The organism is Escherichia sp. E4736, assembly GCF_005781225.1.
Classification (GTDB): Bacteria; Pseudomonadota; Gammaproteobacteria; order Enterobacterales; family Enterobacteriaceae; genus Escherichia.
In genome coordinates, this window is record NZ_VATT01000002.1 from 178,307 (window position 1) to 193,809 (window position 15,503).

General features: G+C 51.0%; 22 protein-coding genes. 13 read left to right on the forward strand and 9 right to left on the reverse strand.

Annotated features, from left to right (window positions below; genetic code table 11):
• Positions 1-34: 34 nt before the first annotated feature.
• Both rpmA and rplU read right to left on the reverse strand, forming a co-directional pair.
• Complete coding sequence (rpmA, locus tag FEK46_RS01650) at positions 35-292, reverse strand: 50S ribosomal protein L27 (RefSeq protein ID WP_000940595.1); 258 nt, start codon at positions 290-292, stop codon at positions 35-37.
• A 20-nt stretch (positions 293-312) separates the two neighbouring features.
• Positions 313-624 carry a 50S ribosomal protein L21 gene (gene rplU / locus FEK46_RS01655; RefSeq protein ID WP_000271401.1) on the reverse strand — a complete coding sequence of 104 codons (312 nt, stop codon included), beginning with the start codon at positions 622-624 and terminating at the stop codon, positions 313-315.
• A 258-nt stretch (positions 625-882) separates the two neighbouring features.
• Here rplU and ispB point away from each other — a divergent pair, with 258 nt between their 5' ends.
• Together ispB and sfsB are read left to right on the forward strand one after the other, a co-directional pair.
• The gene (ispB, locus tag FEK46_RS01660; RefSeq protein WP_130204586.1) at positions 883-1,854 is read left to right on the forward strand and encodes an octaprenyl diphosphate synthase; all 972 of its coding nucleotides are present in this window, start codon (positions 883-885) and stop codon (positions 1,852-1,854) included.
• 226 nt (positions 1,855-2,080) lie between these two features.
• Entirely contained in the window at positions 2,081-2,359 is a 279-nt protein-coding gene (gene sfsB / locus FEK46_RS01665) for a DNA-binding transcriptional regulator SfsB (protein ID WP_064529526.1), read from the forward strand.
• A 47-nt stretch (positions 2,360-2,406) separates the two neighbouring features.
• On the opposite strand, the gene murA is transcribed toward sfsB, so the two are convergent.
• The 7 genes from murA to mlaF all read right to left on the reverse strand — a co-directional run bounded on the left by murA (position 2,407) and on the right by mlaF (position 7,237).
• The gene (gene murA / locus FEK46_RS01670) at positions 2,407-3,666 is read right to left on the reverse strand and encodes a UDP-N-acetylglucosamine 1-carboxyvinyltransferase (protein ID WP_130204584.1); all 1,260 of its coding nucleotides are present in this window, start codon (positions 3,664-3,666) and stop codon (positions 2,407-2,409) included.
• 54 nt (positions 3,667-3,720) lie between these two features.
• Positions 3,721-3,975 carry a BolA family iron metabolism protein IbaG gene (ibaG, locus tag FEK46_RS01675; RefSeq protein ID WP_010379217.1) on the reverse strand — a complete coding sequence of 85 codons (255 nt, stop codon included), beginning with the start codon at positions 3,973-3,975 and terminating at the stop codon, positions 3,721-3,723.
• A 159-nt stretch (positions 3,976-4,134) separates the two neighbouring features.
• Positions 4,135-4,428, reverse strand: coding sequence for a lipid asymmetry maintenance protein MlaB (gene mlaB / locus FEK46_RS01680; protein WP_130204582.1), 294 nt, complete (start codon positions 4,426-4,428; stop codon positions 4,135-4,137).
• Positions 4,428-5,063, reverse strand: coding sequence for a phospholipid-binding protein MlaC (gene mlaC, locus FEK46_RS01685; RefSeq protein WP_130204580.1), 636 nt, complete (start codon positions 5,061-5,063; stop codon positions 4,428-4,430). The genes mlaB and mlaC overlap by 1 nt, the downstream gene beginning before the upstream one ends.
• A gap of 18 nt (positions 5,064-5,081) precedes the next feature.
• Entirely contained in the window at positions 5,082-5,633 is a 552-nt protein-coding gene (mlaD, locus tag FEK46_RS01690; RefSeq protein ID WP_130204578.1) for an outer membrane lipid asymmetry maintenance protein MlaD, read from the reverse strand.
• Between the two features lie 4 nt (positions 5,634-5,637).
• A complete protein-coding gene (mlaE, locus tag FEK46_RS01695; RefSeq protein ID WP_000925792.1) occupies positions 5,638-6,420 on the reverse strand; it encodes a lipid asymmetry maintenance ABC transporter permease subunit MlaE in 783 nt (260 codons plus the stop codon).
• A gap of 7 nt (positions 6,421-6,427) precedes the next feature.
• On the reverse strand, positions 6,428-7,237 hold the full coding sequence (gene mlaF, locus FEK46_RS01700; protein ID WP_130204576.1) for a phospholipid ABC transporter ATP-binding protein MlaF: 810 nt from the start codon (positions 7,235-7,237) through the stop codon (positions 6,428-6,430).
• 209 nt (positions 7,238-7,446) lie between these two features.
• On the opposite strand from mlaF, the gene FEK46_RS01705 reads away from it, so the two are divergent.
• The 11 genes from FEK46_RS01705 (at position 7,447) to npr (ending at position 15,410) form a co-directional block, all read left to right on the forward strand.
• Positions 7,447-8,424 (forward strand): calcium/sodium antiporter, encoded by a 978-nt coding sequence (locus FEK46_RS01705; RefSeq protein ID WP_135559881.1) that lies wholly within the window; start codon positions 7,447-7,449, stop codon positions 8,422-8,424.
• Positions 8,425-8,437: 13 nt separating this feature from the next.
• Positions 8,438-9,424 carry an arabinose-5-phosphate isomerase KdsD gene (gene kdsD / locus FEK46_RS01710; protein ID WP_130204572.1) on the forward strand — a complete coding sequence of 329 codons (987 nt, stop codon included), beginning with the start codon at positions 8,438-8,440 and terminating at the stop codon, positions 9,422-9,424.
• A 20-nt stretch (positions 9,425-9,444) separates the two neighbouring features.
• Complete coding sequence (kdsC, locus tag FEK46_RS01715) at positions 9,445-10,011, forward strand: 3-deoxy-manno-octulosonate-8-phosphatase KdsC (RefSeq protein WP_130204570.1); 567 nt, start codon at positions 9,445-9,447, stop codon at positions 10,009-10,011.
• Complete coding sequence (gene lptC, locus FEK46_RS01720) at positions 10,008-10,583, forward strand: LPS export ABC transporter periplasmic protein LptC (protein ID WP_064529518.1); 576 nt, start codon at positions 10,008-10,010, stop codon at positions 10,581-10,583. Before kdsC ends, lptC begins: the two co-directional genes overlap by 4 nt.
• Entirely contained in the window at positions 10,552-11,109 is a 558-nt protein-coding gene (lptA, locus tag FEK46_RS01725; protein WP_064529517.1) for a lipopolysaccharide ABC transporter substrate-binding protein LptA, read from the forward strand. The genes lptC and lptA overlap by 32 nt, the downstream gene beginning before the upstream one ends.
• Before the next feature lie 6 nt (positions 11,110-11,115).
• Entirely contained in the window at positions 11,116-11,841 is a 726-nt protein-coding gene (gene lptB / locus FEK46_RS01730; RefSeq protein ID WP_000224099.1) for an LPS export ABC transporter ATP-binding protein, read from the forward strand.
• Positions 11,842-11,888: 47 nt separating this feature from the next.
• Complete coding sequence (gene rpoN / locus FEK46_RS01735; RefSeq protein ID WP_105281056.1) at positions 11,889-13,322, forward strand: RNA polymerase factor sigma-54; 1,434 nt, start codon at positions 11,889-11,891, stop codon at positions 13,320-13,322.
• A gap of 22 nt (positions 13,323-13,344) precedes the next feature.
• Positions 13,345-13,632: a ribosome hibernation promoting factor gene (gene hpf, locus FEK46_RS01740; protein WP_001176602.1), complete on the forward strand. Its 288-nt coding sequence runs from the start codon at positions 13,345-13,347 to the stop codon at positions 13,630-13,632.
• A 117-nt stretch (positions 13,633-13,749) separates the two neighbouring features.
• Positions 13,750-14,241: a PTS IIA-like nitrogen regulatory protein PtsN gene (gene ptsN / locus FEK46_RS01745; RefSeq protein WP_000183677.1), complete on the forward strand. Its 492-nt coding sequence runs from the start codon at positions 13,750-13,752 to the stop codon at positions 14,239-14,241.
• A 45-nt stretch (positions 14,242-14,286) separates the two neighbouring features.
• Complete coding sequence (gene rapZ / locus FEK46_RS01750; protein ID WP_000243741.1) at positions 14,287-15,141, forward strand: RNase adapter RapZ; 855 nt, start codon at positions 14,287-14,289, stop codon at positions 15,139-15,141.
• On the forward strand, positions 15,138-15,410 hold the full coding sequence (npr, locus tag FEK46_RS01755) for a PTS phosphocarrier protein NPr (RefSeq protein ID WP_000216792.1): 273 nt from the start codon (positions 15,138-15,140) through the stop codon (positions 15,408-15,410). The genes rapZ and npr overlap by 4 nt, the downstream gene beginning before the upstream one ends.
• Positions 15,411-15,503 lie beyond the last annotated feature (93 nt).

Here is a 15,503-nt window from a genome sequence, read left to right on the forward strand (position 1 = left end):
CGGGGCTTTCATCCGTTACCGGGACGCGAAAAACTTATTCAGCTTCGATGCTGATAAATTTACGGTTTTTCGGGCCTTTAACTTCGAATTTCACTTTACCGTCTGCTTTAGCAAACAGAGTGTGGTCACGACCGCAACCTACGTTAGCGCCAGCGTGGAATTTGGTACCACGTTGACGAACGATGATGCTACCCGCCAGAACGGATTCGCCACCGAAACGCTTAACGCCCAGGCGTTTAGCTTCTGAATCGCGACCGTTACGTGTGGAGCCGCCAGCCTTTTTATGTGCCATTTGAAATCTCTCCTCAGGTCTTAGGCGCTGATGCCAGTAATTTTCACATCAGTGAACCACTGACGATGGCCCTGCTGCTTACGATAGTGTTTACGACGGCGAAACTTAACGATTTTAACTTTCTCGCCACGACCGTGAGCAACAACTTCAGCTTTGATTACGCCGCCATCAACGAAAGGAACGCCGATTTTGACTTCTTCACCGTTTGCGATCATCAGCACTTCAGCGAACTCAACAGTTTCGCCAGTTGCGATGTCCAGCTTTTCCAGGCGAACGGTCTGACCTTCGCTTACTCGGTGTTGTTTACCACCACTTTGGAAAACCGCGTACATATAAAACTCCGCTTCCGCGCACACCTTTTCAATGATTCAGAGTGCGCTATAAATATTCACAATAGGGCGCGAATATTACGCAAAACGCACGCCTTTGACAAGTGCTACAGTCAATACACGAAGAAAAAAAACACAACTTGTACGGTAACGTTTATCTGTGCCATTTTTTCAGTACAATCACTCTATATTCCTAACCATAAACCCTAAGTTGCCTCTGTTCACAGTAAGGTAATCGGGGCGAAAAGCCCGGCTTTTGCGATGAATTTAGAAAAAATCAATGAGTTAACCGCGCAAGATATGGCGGGTGTTAATGCAGCAATTCTCGAGCAGCTTAATTCCGACGTCCAACTGATCAATCAGTTAGGCTATTACATCGTCAGCGGCGGCGGTAAACGTATTCGTCCGATGATTGCTGTACTGGCTGCACGAGCTGTTGGCTATGAGGGGAATGCACATGTCACCATTGCTGCCCTAATTGAGTTTATCCACACGGCGACCCTGCTACACGACGACGTTGTGGATGAATCAGATATGCGCCGAGGTAAAGCTACCGCCAACGCCGCTTTTGGTAACGCTGCCAGCGTGCTGGTAGGCGATTTTATTTATACCCGTGCGTTCCAGATGATGACCAGCCTCGGCTCGCTCAAAGTGCTGGAAGTGATGTCAGAGGCTGTAAACGTCATCGCGGAAGGTGAAGTTCTGCAACTGATGAACGTTAACGACCCGGACATCACCGAAGAGAACTACATGCGTGTTATTTACAGCAAAACCGCACGTCTGTTCGAGGCTGCAGCTCAGTGTTCCGGTATTCTGGCAGGCTGTACGCCGGAAGAGGAAAAAGGCCTGCAAGATTATGGTCGTTACCTCGGCACGGCTTTCCAGCTGATCGACGATTTGCTCGATTACAATGCCGATGGCGAACAGTTGGGCAAAAATGTCGGTGATGATCTGAACGAAGGTAAACCGACGCTGCCGCTGCTGCATGCGATGCATCATGGCACACCAGAACAGGCACAGATGATCCGTTCCGCCATCGAACAAGGGAACGGTCGACATCTTCTGGAACCGGTTCTGGAAGCAATGAACGCTTGCGGCTCTCTGGAATGGACACGTCAGCGTGCGGAAGAAGAAGCAGACAAAGCCATTGCTGCATTGCAAGTGTTGCCGGATACCCCATGGCGAGAGGCGTTAATCGGCCTCGCACACATCGCTGTTCAACGCGATCGTTAATCCCTTCCTGTTATCCCGCGTACTGCGCGGGATAGTTCTAATAAACTCCAAAAAACCCTCAATCAATCGCAAAATTGTCTAAAATACAGATAACTTATCTTAATATATTCTGAATATTCACACTCCTTACAGGAACTTTTTAGAACAATGCGCCATCAGGAGTATAGTGGCGTTACCCGGAGTGCATGTTCTGAAAGTAAGCGACTAACTTAAGGAGTGAGGAAAGATGGAAAATAATTTTATTGACTGGCATCCCGCCGATATCATTGCGGGTTTGCGGAAAAGAGGAACGTCAATGGCGGCGGAATCTCGCAGAAATGGTTTGAGTTCCTCGACACTGGCGAATGCATTATCGCGTCCCTGGCCGAAAGGAGAGATGATTATTGCAAAAGCATTAGGAACTGATCCCTGGGTTATCTGGCCATCACGCTATCATGACCCGCTGACCCATGAGTTTATCGACAGATCGCAGTTGATGCGCAGCTACACCAAACCGCAAAAATGAGTAGCCTGGCGGTAGCCCCGCGAACGGGGCTGCCAGCTATCAGACGATTACTCGCCTTTCACACGCTCAATGTTAGCACCAAGCGCGCGAAGTTTGTCTTCAATGCGTTCGTAGCCACGATCGATGTGATAAATACGATCAACAACCGTAGTACCTTCTGCAATGCAGCCAGCCAGCACCAGACTTGCTGAAGCACGCAGATCGGTTGCCATTACCTGTGCGCCGGAAAGTTTTTCAACACCGTGACAAATAACGGTATTGCTTTCAATTTCGGCATGCGCGCCCATACGGCTCAGCTCAGGTACGTGCATAAAGCGGTTTTCAAAGACCGTTTCGGTGATGAATCCCGTTCCTTCTGCCACCAGGTTCAGCAGCGTGAACTGGGCCTGCATATCGGTCGGGAACGCCGGATGCGGCGCAGTACGTACGTTAACGGCCTTCGGACGTTTGCCGTGCATATCCAGGCTAATCCAGTCTTCGCCTACTTCGATGTCCGCCCCAGCGTCACGCAGTTTCGCCAGCACAGCGTCAAGGGTATCTGGCTGGGCGTTACGGCAGATGATTTTGCCGCGAGAGATCGCCGCCGCCACCAGGAAGGTGCCGGTTTCGATGCGGTCAGGAAGCACACGATAGACACCGCCCCCCAAGCGCTCCACACCTTCGATGACAATACGATCGGTACCCTGGCCGCTAATTTTCGCGCCCAGCGTAACCAGGAAGTTCGCGGTATCGACGATTTCCGGTTCACGTGCCGCGTTTTCAATAATCGTGGTGCCTTCCGCCAAGGTTGCAGCACACATAATGGTCACGGTTGCACCAACACTGACTTTATCCATCACGATGTGCGCGCCTTTCAGACGGCCATCGACGGAAGCTTTAACGTAACCTTCTTCCAGTTTGATGGTCGCGCCTAATTGCTCAAGGCCGGAAATATGTAAATCAACCGGACGAGCGCCAATCGTACAACCACCAGGCAAAGAAACCTGCCCCTGACCAAAACGAGCCACCAGCGGCCCAAGCGCCCAGATAGAGGCACGCATGGTTTTAACCAGATCGTAAGGCGCGCAGAAGACATTAACGTCACGGGCATCGATACGCACAGAACCATTACGTTCTACTTTGGCGCCAAGCTGGCTAAGCAGCTTCATTGATGTATCGACGTCTTTCAGTTTCGGGACGTTCTGGATCTCCACCGGTTCTTCCGCCAGCAGTGCAGCGAAAAGGATAGGCAGAGCAGCATTTTTAGCGCCGGAAATTGTGACTTCGCCCTGGAGCTTCGTTGGCCCCTGAACACGAAATTTATCCATTTAGTATGTTCTCAGTTAACAATTCATATCCGCTACCGGCGTATCGCCCATAGCTCAAAAGCCGTTCAGTTTGCGATCACGCGCCCACTCCGCAGGGGTATACGCTTTGATCGACACAGCATGAATGCGGTTATCCGCAATATATTCCATCAGCGGACCGTAAACCGTCTGCTGTTTTTTAACCCGGCTCATGCCATCAAACATCTCACCCACGGCAATAACCTGAAAGTGGCTGCCATCGCCGGAAACGTGGACTTCCTGGAGGGAAAGAGCGTTCATCAGCACGCTCTGAATTTCATTATTTTCCATGGGATCTTCATTCATCAGTTAATAAACCAGCGAAACATCTTAGAGCAAAGTTGCGCTGTCATAAATAAGCAAAAAGCCTTGCTGATTAATCAGACAAGGCTCGACTTACTGGTAGGTTTGCCGGACTGGCTGGTAACGCCTTATCCAGCCTGAAAAAAATTAACGAGGCAGAACATCAGACGGCAAATTATACAATTTTGCCAGGGTATACACCTTGTCGTTTACCCCCTGAAGCGTCACGCTGTTGCCTTGCTTTTTCGCCAGATCGATCAGATGGAGCAGCAACGCCAGTCCACCCGTATCAACGCGGGACACTCGACTAAGATCGATGCGGGTAATCCCCCTCACCGCTTCGTCACGCATTTCCCACAGCGGCAGCAGAACGTCCTGATCCAGCTCTCCGGTCAATACCAGGGTGTCACCCGTCTGCATCCAGCTCAGTGACTCGCTCATTATTTTTTCTCTTCCAGGGTGATTTTCTGTTGAGAAATAGACTTCAGTTGTGCGGTCAGACCATCGATGCCTTTCGTGCGCAGTAAAGTCCCCCACTCATTTTGTTTCGTGGTGATCATGCTGACGCCTTCGGCAATCATGTCATAAGCCTGCCACTTGCCAGTCTGAGAGTTTTTACGCCACTGGAAATCGAGACGTACCGGTGGACGGCCATTCGGGTCAATAATGGTGACTCGGATAGGCACAATGGTTTTATCACCCAACGGCTGTTCTGGCGCAATCTGATAGGTCTGACCGTGATACATCGCCAGCGCCTGACCGTAAGCCTGCTTCAGATACTCATGGAAAGCGGCAAAGTAGGCTTCACGCTGGGCTGGGGTCGCGCTTTTGTAGTACTGACCCAGTACCAGCGCACCGGCGTATTTTATCTGTACGTACGGTAGCAGTTCCTGATCGACGATGGTACGCAGGTAATCAGGATTAGCCCGAATTTGCGATTGTTCATTCTTCAGGCGATCGAACGTTTTCTGTGCCGCCTCGTCCATCAGCTTATACGGATTGGTCTGATCTGCCGCGGTTGCCGCACTCAGCGGTGCAATCATTAGCAAAGCGACCATCATTAAACGTTTAAACATGCGTCGGTTCTCCTGAAATTATTTCGTTGTACCCACAGGTTCAGTGGTTTCATTATTACCTGGCACAGCGGCTGGCGCATCGCCACTATTCTTATTGTCATCACCTTTACTGCCGTAAAGGAACTGACCAATGAGATCTTCCAGAACCATCGCAGATTTGGTGTCCTGAATCGTATCCCCCTCTTTCAGAATAGCAGTCCCCAGTTCCGGGTCTTCAAAACCGACGTTTAATGCCAGATATTGTTCCCCAAGCAAACCGGAAGTACGAATGCTCAACGAACTGGTATCAGGAATGTGGTTATAACGTTGTTCAATTTCCAGCGTCACGCGCGGTAGATAGGTTTTCGGGTCCAGCGTAATATCTGCAACCCGGCCGACGACAACACCACCAATACTGACCGGAGAGCGCGCTTTCAGCCCGCCGATATTATCGAACGTCGCATAAAGCGTGTAGGTCGGTTCAGTTCGCATTGACGTCACGTTTGCCGCTTTCAGGCAAACAAACAGCGCCGCCAGCAGTGCTGCTAATAAAAAGATACCCACCCAAATTTCATTTTTTTTCGTTTGCATGAACTCAATTCCCAAACATCAATGCGGTCAGCACAAAATCCAGCCCCAGTACGGCCAGAGACGAGTGGACAACGGTACGAGTGGTTGCCCGGCTAATCCCGGCAGAGGTCGGGATGGCGTCATAACCGTTAAACAGCGAAATCCACGTCACCGTAATAGCGAACACCACGCTCTTAATCAGACAGTTGACCAGATCCATACGCCAGTCGACGGCGTTTTGCATTGCCGACCAGAAGAACCCACTATCAATGCCTTTCCAACTGACGCCAACCAGCGATCCGCCCCAGATCCCCACGGCGACGAAAATTATCGTCAGCAGCGGTAGTGAAATTACCCCAGCCCAGAAACGTGGGGAAATGACGCGGCGCAGTGGATCCACGGCCATCATCTCCATGCTGGAGAGCTGCTCTGTGGCGCGCATCAAACCGATTTCCGCAGTTAACGCCGAACCGGCACGTCCGGCAAACAGCAGTGCTGCGACCACCGGCCCCAGTTCGCGCAGCAGCGACAAGGCCACCAGCATCCCCAGACTGGTTTCCGCACTATAAGTGGTCAGCACCAGATAACCTTGCAGACCCAGCACCATTCCGATGAACACGCCAGAAACCACAATAATCAGCATCGACAGGACGCCGACATTATAGAGCTGACGCACCAACAGCGGCGCATGTTTGCGAAATTCCGGTTTGCCGACCAGCGCATTGAATAACATTAACCCGGCCCGCCCGAACGTTCTCAGGGTTTTAATCCCTTTATGTCCGAGCGACGCCAGCGCATTTAACAGCATGAGTGGCTTAACTCCCTGGTAAAAGATCAGCGTGATAATCGCCGGCAGGATAGCGGAACGGAACTGGTCCGTCAGCAATCCCGTCCAGAAACTGACGTACGCGAGGATCAGGATTCGCCTGCAACGCCTGGGCGCTACCGTGAGCGACAATCTTTTTGTCTGCCAGGATCCAGGCGTGATCAGCGATACTTAAAACTTCCGGCACATCGTGAGAAACCACCACACAGGTTACGCCCAGCGCGCTGTTCAGCTCGGAAATCAGCTTCACCAGGACGCCCATAGTGATGGGATCTTGCCCAACAAACGGCTCATCAAACATGATGAGATCCGGCTCCAGCGCAATTGCACGCGCCAGCGCCGCACGACGCGCCATCCCGCCTGAAAGCTCCGATGGCATAAGTTTGGCCGCTCCGCGCAGCCCCACGGCTTCCAGCTTCATCATCACCGTGCTATGCAGCAACGGTACGGGAAGGTGGGTATGCTCGCGCAGTGGATAGGCGACGTTGTCAAAAACGTTCATATCGGTGAACAGCGCTCCAGACTGAAACAACATGCTCATCCGTTTACGCACGGTATACAGGCGCGAACGAGACATCGCCGGAATATTCTCACCATCAAAAAGGATCTCACCGTGATCTGGCGCGATTTGCCCACCAATCAGACGGAGTAGCGTCGTTTTACCGATGCCTGATGGCCCCATAATCGCCGTGATCTTCCCTCGCGGCACGGTCAGGGAAATATTATCGAAGATGCAGCGATTGCCACGCGTAAAACTGACATCGCGCATATCGACTAAATTCGCCACAGACTGCTCCATAATTCACCCTTTGTCTTGCGTTGATTTTCTAAGCATGGCGCTCAATTTAACCTTGAACCCAACATATTTACAGAATATTACCCGCCGCGGTTAGCGAAAGCTGGCATTTGTTTTACTTTTTAGCCGCATAAAGTCAAAATTAAGAATTCATTACGGCTTTCTGAAAATCTTCAGCGGACCGGCGAGTATACCTGAAGAAAGGACGTTAGATGCTTTTAGCTACGGCACTGTTAATTGTTGGTTTACTTTTGGTCGTTTACAGTGCCGACCGTCTGGTATTTGCCGCCTCTATTCTTTGCCGCACTTTTGGCATCCCACCGCTGATCATCGGCATGACGGTGGTCAGTATTGGTACGTCACTTCCAGAAATAATCGTTTCGCTTGCCGCGTCGCTGCATGAACAACGAGATTTAGCCGTCGGCACAGCACTCGGCTCAAACATAATCAATATTTTACTGATCCTCGGTCTGGCTGCGCTGGTGCGCCCTTTTACCGTCCATTCCGATGTTCTGCGCCGTGAATTACCATTAATGTTATTAGTCAGTGTGGTGGCCGGTTCCGTACTCTATGACGGACAACTTGGTCGCAGCGATGGTATCTTTCTCCTCTTTCTGGCTGTGCTATGGCTGCTGTTCATTGTTAAACTTGCACGTCAGGCAGAACGTCAGGGGACTGACAGCCTGGCCAGAGAACAGCTTGCAGAGCTACCGCGCGAAGGCGGTTTACCTGTCGCGTTTTTATGGCTCGGCATTGCATTGATTATCATGCCGGTAGCAACGCGGATGGTGATTGACAACGCCACCGTACTGGCGAATTACTTTGCCATCAGCGAGTTGACTATTGGTCTGACGGCAATCGCTATCGGCACTAGTCTGCCGGAACTGGCAACCGCGATAGCAGGTTTTCGCAAAGGTGAAAACGACATTGCTGTCGGTAATATCATTGGCGCAAACATTTTTAATATTGTCATCGTGCTGGGTTTACCCGCGCTGATAACGCCCGGGGAGGTTAACCCACTGGCGTACAGCCGTGACTGCAGCGTGATGCTGTTGGTCAGTATTATTTTTGCGTTGCTATGTTGGCGACGCTCCCGGCAATCTGGCCGTGGTGTTGGGGTATTATTAACAGGCGGATTTGTCGTATGGCTGGCGATGTTGTACTGGTTATCGCCAATACTCGTTGAATAACTGGAAACGCATTATGTCGCACGTAGAGTTGCAACCGGGTTTTGACTTTCAGCAAGCAGGTAAAGAAGTCCTGGCGATTGAACGTGAATGCCTGGCAGAGCTTGATCAATACATCAATCAGAATTTCACGCTCGCCTGTGAAAAAATGTTCTGGTGTAAAGGTAAAGTCGTGGTCATGGGAATGGGTAAATCGGGACACATTGGGCGCAAAATGGCAGCAACCTTTGCAAGCACCGGTACTCCGTCATTTTTCGTCCATCCCGGTGAGGCCGCACATGGCGATTTAGGCATGGTCACCCCGCAGGACGTGGTCATTGCGATTTCTAACTCAGGTGAATCCAGCGAAATCACGGCCTTAATCCCGGTACTCAAACGCCTGCATGTACCGTTAATTTGCATCACCGGTCGTCCGGAGAGCAGCATGGCACGCGCAGCAGACGTGCATCTGTGTGTTAAAGTAGCGAAAGAAGCCTGTCCGTTAGGGCTGGCACCAACCAGCAGTACTACCGCGACGCTGGTCATGGGAGATGCGCTCGCCGTCGCCTTGTTGAAAGCGCGCGGCTTTACCGCCGAAGATTTTGCACTTTCGCATCCAGGCGGCGCACTTGGTCGTAAACTTCTGCTTCGCGTCAGCGATATTATGCATACGGGCGACGAGATCCCGCATGTCAAGAAAACGGCCAGCCTGCGCGATGCGCTGCTGGAAGTCACCCGCAAAAATCTTGGTATGACCGTCATTTGCGATGACAATATGATGATTGAAGGCATCTTTACCGACGGTGATTTACGCCGTGTCTTCGATATGGGCGTGGATGTCCGTCAGTTAGGTATTGCCGATGTGATGACGCCAGGGGGAATTCGTGTACGTCCTGGCATTCTGGCCGTTGAGGCGCTGAACTTAATGCAGTCCCGCCATATCACTTCCGTAATGGTTGCCGATGGCGACCACTTACTCGGTGTGTTACATATGCACGATTTATTGCGTGCTGGCGTAGTGTAAAGATTCAAGGATAAACAACAATGAGTAAAGCAGGTGCGTCGCTTGCGACCTGTTACGGCCCTGTTAGCGCCAATGTGATGGCAAAAGCAGAGAACATTCGTCTGCTGATCCTCGACGTTGATGGCGTATTGTCAGATGGTCTGATTTATATGGGTAACAATGGCGAAGAGCTGAAAGCGTTCAATGTTCGTGACGGTTACGGTATCCGCTGTGCGCTCACCTCTGATATTGAAGTCGCCATCATTACTGGACGAAAGGCTAAACTGGTAGAAGATCGGTGTGCAACGTTAGGGATCACCCATCTGTATCAGGGGCAATCAAACAAGCTTATCGCCTTTGGCGATCTGCTTGAAAAACTGGCGATTGCGCCAGAAAACGTGGCTTACGTTGGTGATGATCTTATCGACTGGCCAGTGATGGAAAAAGTGGGCTTAAGCGTGGCCGTAGCCGATGCGCATCCGCTATTGATTCCGCGCGCTGATTACGTGACGCGCATTGCTGGCGGTCGTGGCGCGGTTCGTGAAGTTTGCGACTTATTACTTCTGGCGCAGGGCAAACTGGATGAAGCCAAAGGGCAATCGATATGAGTAAAGCCAGACGTTGGGTTATCATTGTGCTATCACTGGCGGTTCTGGTGATGATCGGCGTTAACATGACCGAGAAAGACGATACCGCCCAGGTGGTCGTCAACAACAATGATCCCACCTATAAAAGCGAGCATACGGACACGCTCGTCTATAACCCAGAAGGAGCCCTAAGCTATCGATTGATTGCTCAACACGTTGAATATTATTCCGATCAGGCCGTTTCGTGGTTTACGCAACCCGTACTTACCACGTTTGATAAGGATAAAATCCCGACATGGTCGGTTAAAGCAGATAAAGCCAAGCTAACCAATGACCGGATGCTCTATTTATATGGACACGTTGAAGTCAACGCACTCGTGCCGGACTCTCAACTTCGCAGAATCACGACGGATAACGCGCAGATCAATCTGGTGACGCAGGATGTTACCTCTGAAGACCTCGTCACGTTATACGGAACAACATTTAACTCCAGCGGTCTGAAAATGCGCGGCAACTTACGCAGCAAGAATGCCGAGCTGATTGAAAAGGTTAGAACATCCTATGAAATTCAAAACAAACAAACTCAGCCTTAATCTTGTGCTTGCCAGCTCACTTCTGGCCGCCAGCATTCCGGCATTTGCCGTTACCGGAGATACTGACCAACCGATCCACATTGAGTCGGACCAGCAATCTCTTGATATGCAAGGCAACGTGGTTACCTTTACCGGTAATGTCGTTGTGACTCAAGGCACCATTAAAATTAATGCCGATAAAGTAGTCGTCACCCGTCCGGGTGGTGAACAAGGCAAGGAAGTGATCGACGGTTACGGTAACCCGGCCACCTTCTATCAAATGCAGGATAACGGTAAGCCAGTCGAAGGCCATGCTTCCCAGATGCATTACGAACTGGCAAAAGATTTTGTCGTTCTGACGGGTAATGCTTATCTGCAGCAGGTCGATAGCAATATTAAGGGCGATAAGATCACTTACCTGGTGAAAGAGCAGAAAATGCAGGCTTTCAGTGACAAAGGTAAGCGTGTGACCACCGTTCTGGTGCCGTCACAGTTGCAGGACAAAAACAACAAAGGCCAGACCCCGGCGCAGAAGAAGGGTAATTAATTCGTTATGGCAACTTTAACTGCAAAGAACCTTGCAAAAGCCTATAAAGGCCGCCGCGTGGTGGAAGACGTCAGCCTGACCGTCAACTCCGGGGAGATTGTCGGTCTGCTGGGGCCAAACGGTGCCGGTAAGACGACCACTTTCTACATGGTCGTTGGCATTGTGCCGCGCGATGCGGGCAACATTATTATTGATGACGACGATATCAGCCTTCTGCCGCTGCATGCGCGTGCGCGTCGCGGTATCGGCTATTTGCCGCAGGAAGCCTCTATTTTCCGTCGCCTCAGCGTTTACGATAACCTGATGGCGGTACTGCAAATTCGTGACGACTTATCCGCTGAACAGCGTGAAGATCGCGCGAACGAGCTGATGGAAGAGTTCCACATTGAGCATTTACGCGACAGCATGGGGCAATCGCTCTCCGGTGGTGAACGCCGTCGTGTAGAAATTGCGCGCGCACTGGCTGCGAATCCGAAATTTATCCTCCTCGATGAACCATTTGCCGGGGTTGACCCGATCTCGGTTATCGACATCAAACGTATCATTGAACACCTGCGCGACAGCGGCCTGGGCGTGCTTATCACCGACCATAACGTGCGTGAAACGCTGGCTGTTTGTGAACGCGCTTATATCGTCAGCCAGGGGCATTTAATCGCTCATGGCACGCCGACAGAAATCTTACAAGATGAACATGTTAAGCGTGTATACCTTGGGGAAGACTTCAGACTCTGATAGGGTAGAAGTTTGCGACGTTTTAGCAGGAGAGTACGATTCTGAACATGAAGCAAGGTTTGCAACTCAGGCTTAGCCAACAACTGGCGATGACGCCTCAGCTACAACAGGCGATTCGTCTGTTGCAGTTGTCCACGCTGGAGCTTCAGCAGGAGCTACAGCAGGCGCTGGAAAGTAATCCATTGCTTGAGCAAATCGACACTCATGATGAAATCGACACTCACGAAACGCCAGACAGCGAAACGCTGGATACCGCTGACGCACTCGAACAAAAAGAGATGCCGGAAGAGCTGCCGCTCGATGCCAGTTGGGATACCATCTACACCGCCGGTACGCCATCAGGCACCAGCGGTGACTACATCGACGATGAGCTGCCGGTCTATCAGGGCGAAACGACGCAGACCTTGCAGGATTATCTGATGTGGCAGGTCGAGCTGACACCGTTTTCCGACACTGACCGCGCTATCGCCACCTCCATAGTCGATGCCGTTGATGACACCGGTTATCTGACCGTCCCGCTGGAAGATATTCTCGAAAGTATGGGCGATGAAGAGATCGACATCGATGAAGTTGAAGCAGTCCTGAAACGCATCCAGCGTTTTGATCCGGTCGGTGTGGCGGCGAAAGATCTGCGTGACTGTCTGCTGATCCAACTTTCCCAATTCGATAAAACCACGCCGTGGCTGGAAGAAGCTCGACTGATCATTAGCGATCATCTCGATCTGCTGGCCAATCACGACTTTCGCTCATTAATGCGCGTCACGCGTCTGAAAGAAGATGTGCTGAAAGAAGCCGTCAATCTGATCCAGTCACTCGATCCACGCCCCGGCCAGTCGATCCAGACCGGTGAACCGGAATATGTCATCCCTGATGTGCTGGTGCGTAAGCATAACGGCCAGTGGACGGTTGAACTGAACAGCGACAGTATTCCACGTCTGCAAATCAACCAGCATTACGCCTCAATGTGCAATAACGCACGTAACGATGGCGACAGTCAGTTTATCCGCAGCAATCTGCAGGATGCTAAATGGTTGATTAAGAGCCTGGAAAGCCGTAACGATACGCTGCTGCGCGTCAGTCGCTGTATTGTTGAACAACAGCAAGCCTTCTTTGAGCAAGGCGAAGAATATATGAAACCGATGGTGCTGGCTGATATCGCCCAGGCCGTCGAGATGCATGAATCGACGATATCTCGCGTGACCACGCAAAAGTACCTGCATAGTCCACGAGGCATTTTTGAACTGAAGTATTTCTTTTCCAGTCACGTCAATACCGAAGGGGGTGGCGAAGCCTCTTCCACGGCGATTCGTGCACTGGTGAAGAAATTAATCGCGGCGGAAAACCCAGCGAAACCGTTGAGCGACAGCAAGTTAACTTCTTTGTTGTCAGAACAAGGTATCATGGTGGCACGCCGTACTGTTGCGAAGTACCGAGAGTCTTTATCCATTCCGCCGTCAAACCAGCGTAAACAGCTCGTTTGACCCAACCGATAAGGAAGACACTATGCAGCTCAACATTACCGGAAATAACGTCGAGATCACCGAGGCCCTGCGCGAATTTGTCACCTCAAAGTTTGCCAAACTTGAGCAATATTTTGACCGAATCAACCAGGTTTATGTTGTTCTGAAAGTGGAGAAAGTCACCCACACCTCAGATGCAACACTGCATGTTAACGGTGGCGAAATTCATGCCAGCGCGGAAGGTCAGGACATGTACGCCGCCATTGATGGCTTAATTGATAAGTTGGCACGTCAGCTAACCAAGCATAAAGATAAATTGAAACAACACTAATTGTCCGGGCAATTAGCAAGTGCATGGCGGCCTGTTGTATGGCACAACAGGCCATTTGTACGGTTAATGCTCCGAATCTGCCCCACTGTTTGAGTGGGCAGATTCTTAGGTGAAATTATGACAAATAATGATACAACTCTACAGCTTAGCAGTGTTCTTAACAGGGAATGTACGCGAAGCCGCGTCCACTGTCAGAGCAAAAAACGCGCCCTGGAAATCATCAGCGAACTGGCGGCAAAACAACTTAGCCTGCCACCGCAGGTGGTTTTTGAAGCTATTCTGACGCGGGAAAAAATGGGCAGTACCGGTATTGGTAATGGCATTGCCATTCCGCACGGCAAACTGGAAGAAGATACCCTACGCGCGGTTGGCGTTTTCGTTCAGCTAGAAACACCCATTGCTTTTGATGCCATCGATAACCAGCCGGTAGACTTACTTTTTGCCCTGTTGGTACCCGCAGACCAAACCAAAACGCACCTGCACACTCTTTCGCTGGTCGCGAAACGTCTGGCGGACAAAACTATCTGCCGCCGTTTACGTGCAGCCCAGAGCGATGAAGAGCTGTATCAAATCATTACGGATACCGAAGGTACTCCGGATGAAACGTAGTTATTCTGTAATGTCTCTTTTAGACGTTGTGAGGAGAAACAGTACATGGTACTGATGATCGTCAGCGGACGTTCAGGGTCAGGCAAATCTGTCGCCCTGCGGGCGCTGGAAGATATGGGTTTTTACTGCGTGGATAACCTTCCCGTAGTGCTGTTACCCGATCTGGCTCGGACTCTGGCCGATCGCGAGATTTCTGCCGCCGTCAGCATTGATGTCCGCAATATGCCAGAGTCGCCAGAAATATTCGAACAGGCGATGAGCAATCTGCCTGATGCTTTCTCACCGCAACTCCTGTTTCTCGATGCCGATCGTAACACGCTGATTCGTCGTTACAGCGATACGCGCCGCCTGCATCCGCTTTCCAGCAAAAACCTGTCGCTGGAAAGTGCTATCGACAAAGAAAGCGATCTGCTGGAACCGCTGCGTTCACGGGCGGATCTGATTGTCGATACGTCTGAAATGTCCGTTCATGAACTGGCAGAAATGCTGCGTACCCGCCTGCTGGGTAAACGCGAGCGTGAACTGACAATGGTCTTTGAATCTTTCGGCTTCAAACACGGTATTCCTATCGACGCGGATTACGTCTTTGACGTACGTTTCCTGCCGAACCCACACTGGGATCCGAAACTGCGTCCGATGACGGGCCTTGATAAACCTGTCGCCGCATTCCTCGATAGGCACACAGAAGTACACAATTTTATCTACCAGACGCGTAGCTATCTTGAGCTATGGTTACCTATGCTGGAAACCAACAACCGTAGCTACCTGACGGTCGCCATTGGTTGTACTGGCGGGAAACACCGTTCGGTGTATATTGCAGAACAGTTGGCTGACTACTTCCGCTCACGCGGTAAAAACGTCCAGTCACGCCATCGCACGCTGGAAAAACGTAAACCATGACCGTCAAACAAACTGTCGAAATCACTAACAAGCTGGGCATGCATGCCCGGCCTGCTATGAAACTGTTTGAATTAATGCAGGGTTTTGACGCCGAAGTGCTTTTACGTAATGACGAAGGCACCGAGGCTGAAGCCAACAGCGTTATTGCGCTGTTGATGCTGGATTCTGCCAAAGGACGACAGATTGAAGTCGAAGCGACCGGTCCGCAGGAAGTTGAGGCGCTGGCCGCCGTCATTGCCCTCTTTAACTCAGGTTTTGACGAAGATTAATCTTCGTCATTCCGACACTTAATTCCCCCAGACACGCCCCTTCCGCCCTAACGTACGAAAAAAGTACAACCCCCAAATATCCCAATTTCTCGC

Coding starts and splice junctions, on each gene's coding strand:
- rpmA (WP_000940595.1), bottom strand. CDS start 292: ATGGCACATAAAAAGGCTGGCGGCTCCACACGTAACGGTCGCGATTCA.
- rplU (WP_000271401.1), bottom strand. CDS start 624: ATGTACGCGGTTTTCCAAAGTGGTGGTAAACAACACCGAGTAAGCGAA.
- ispB (WP_130204586.1), top strand. CDS start 883: ATGAATTTAGAAAAAATCAATGAGTTAACCGCGCAAGATATGGCGGGT.
- sfsB (WP_064529526.1), top strand. CDS start 2,081: ATGGAAAATAATTTTATTGACTGGCATCCCGCCGATATCATTGCGGGT.
- murA (WP_130204584.1), bottom strand. CDS start 3,666: ATGGATAAATTTCGTGTTCAGGGGCCAACGAAGCTCCAGGGCGAAGTC.
- ibaG (WP_010379217.1), bottom strand. CDS start 3,975: ATGGAAAATAATGAAATTCAGAGCGTGCTGATGAACGCTCTTTCCCTC.
- mlaB (WP_130204582.1), bottom strand. CDS start 4,428: ATGAGCGAGTCACTGAGCTGGATGCAGACGGGTGACACCCTGGTATTG.
- mlaC (WP_130204580.1), bottom strand. CDS start 5,063: ATGTTTAAACGTTTAATGATGGTCGCTTTGCTAATGATTGCACCGCTG.
- mlaD (WP_130204578.1), bottom strand. CDS start 5,633: ATGCAAACGAAAAAAAATGAAATTTGGGTGGGTATCTTTTTATTAGCA.
- mlaE (WP_000925792.1), bottom strand. CDS start 6,420: ATGCTGTTAAATGCGCTGGCGTCGCTCGGACATAAAGGGATTAAAACC.
- mlaF (WP_130204576.1), bottom strand. CDS start 7,237: ATGGAGCAGTCTGTGGCGAATTTAGTCGATATGCGCGATGTCAGTTTT.
- FEK46_RS01705 (WP_135559881.1), top strand. CDS start 7,447: ATGCTTTTAGCTACGGCACTGTTAATTGTTGGTTTACTTTTGGTCGTT.
- kdsD (WP_130204572.1), top strand. CDS start 8,438: ATGTCGCACGTAGAGTTGCAACCGGGTTTTGACTTTCAGCAAGCAGGT.
- kdsC (WP_130204570.1), top strand. CDS start 9,445: ATGAGTAAAGCAGGTGCGTCGCTTGCGACCTGTTACGGCCCTGTTAGC.
- lptC (WP_064529518.1), top strand. CDS start 10,008: ATGAGTAAAGCCAGACGTTGGGTTATCATTGTGCTATCACTGGCGGTT.
- lptA (WP_064529517.1), top strand. CDS start 10,552: ATGAAATTCAAAACAAACAAACTCAGCCTTAATCTTGTGCTTGCCAGC.
- lptB (WP_000224099.1), top strand. CDS start 11,116: ATGGCAACTTTAACTGCAAAGAACCTTGCAAAAGCCTATAAAGGCCGC.
- rpoN (WP_105281056.1), top strand. CDS start 11,889: ATGAAGCAAGGTTTGCAACTCAGGCTTAGCCAACAACTGGCGATGACG.
- hpf (WP_001176602.1), top strand. CDS start 13,345: ATGCAGCTCAACATTACCGGAAATAACGTCGAGATCACCGAGGCCCTG.
- ptsN (WP_000183677.1), top strand. CDS start 13,750: ATGACAAATAATGATACAACTCTACAGCTTAGCAGTGTTCTTAACAGG.
- rapZ (WP_000243741.1), top strand. CDS start 14,287: ATGGTACTGATGATCGTCAGCGGACGTTCAGGGTCAGGCAAATCTGTC.
- npr (WP_000216792.1), top strand. CDS start 15,138: ATGACCGTCAAACAAACTGTCGAAATCACTAACAAGCTGGGCATGCAT.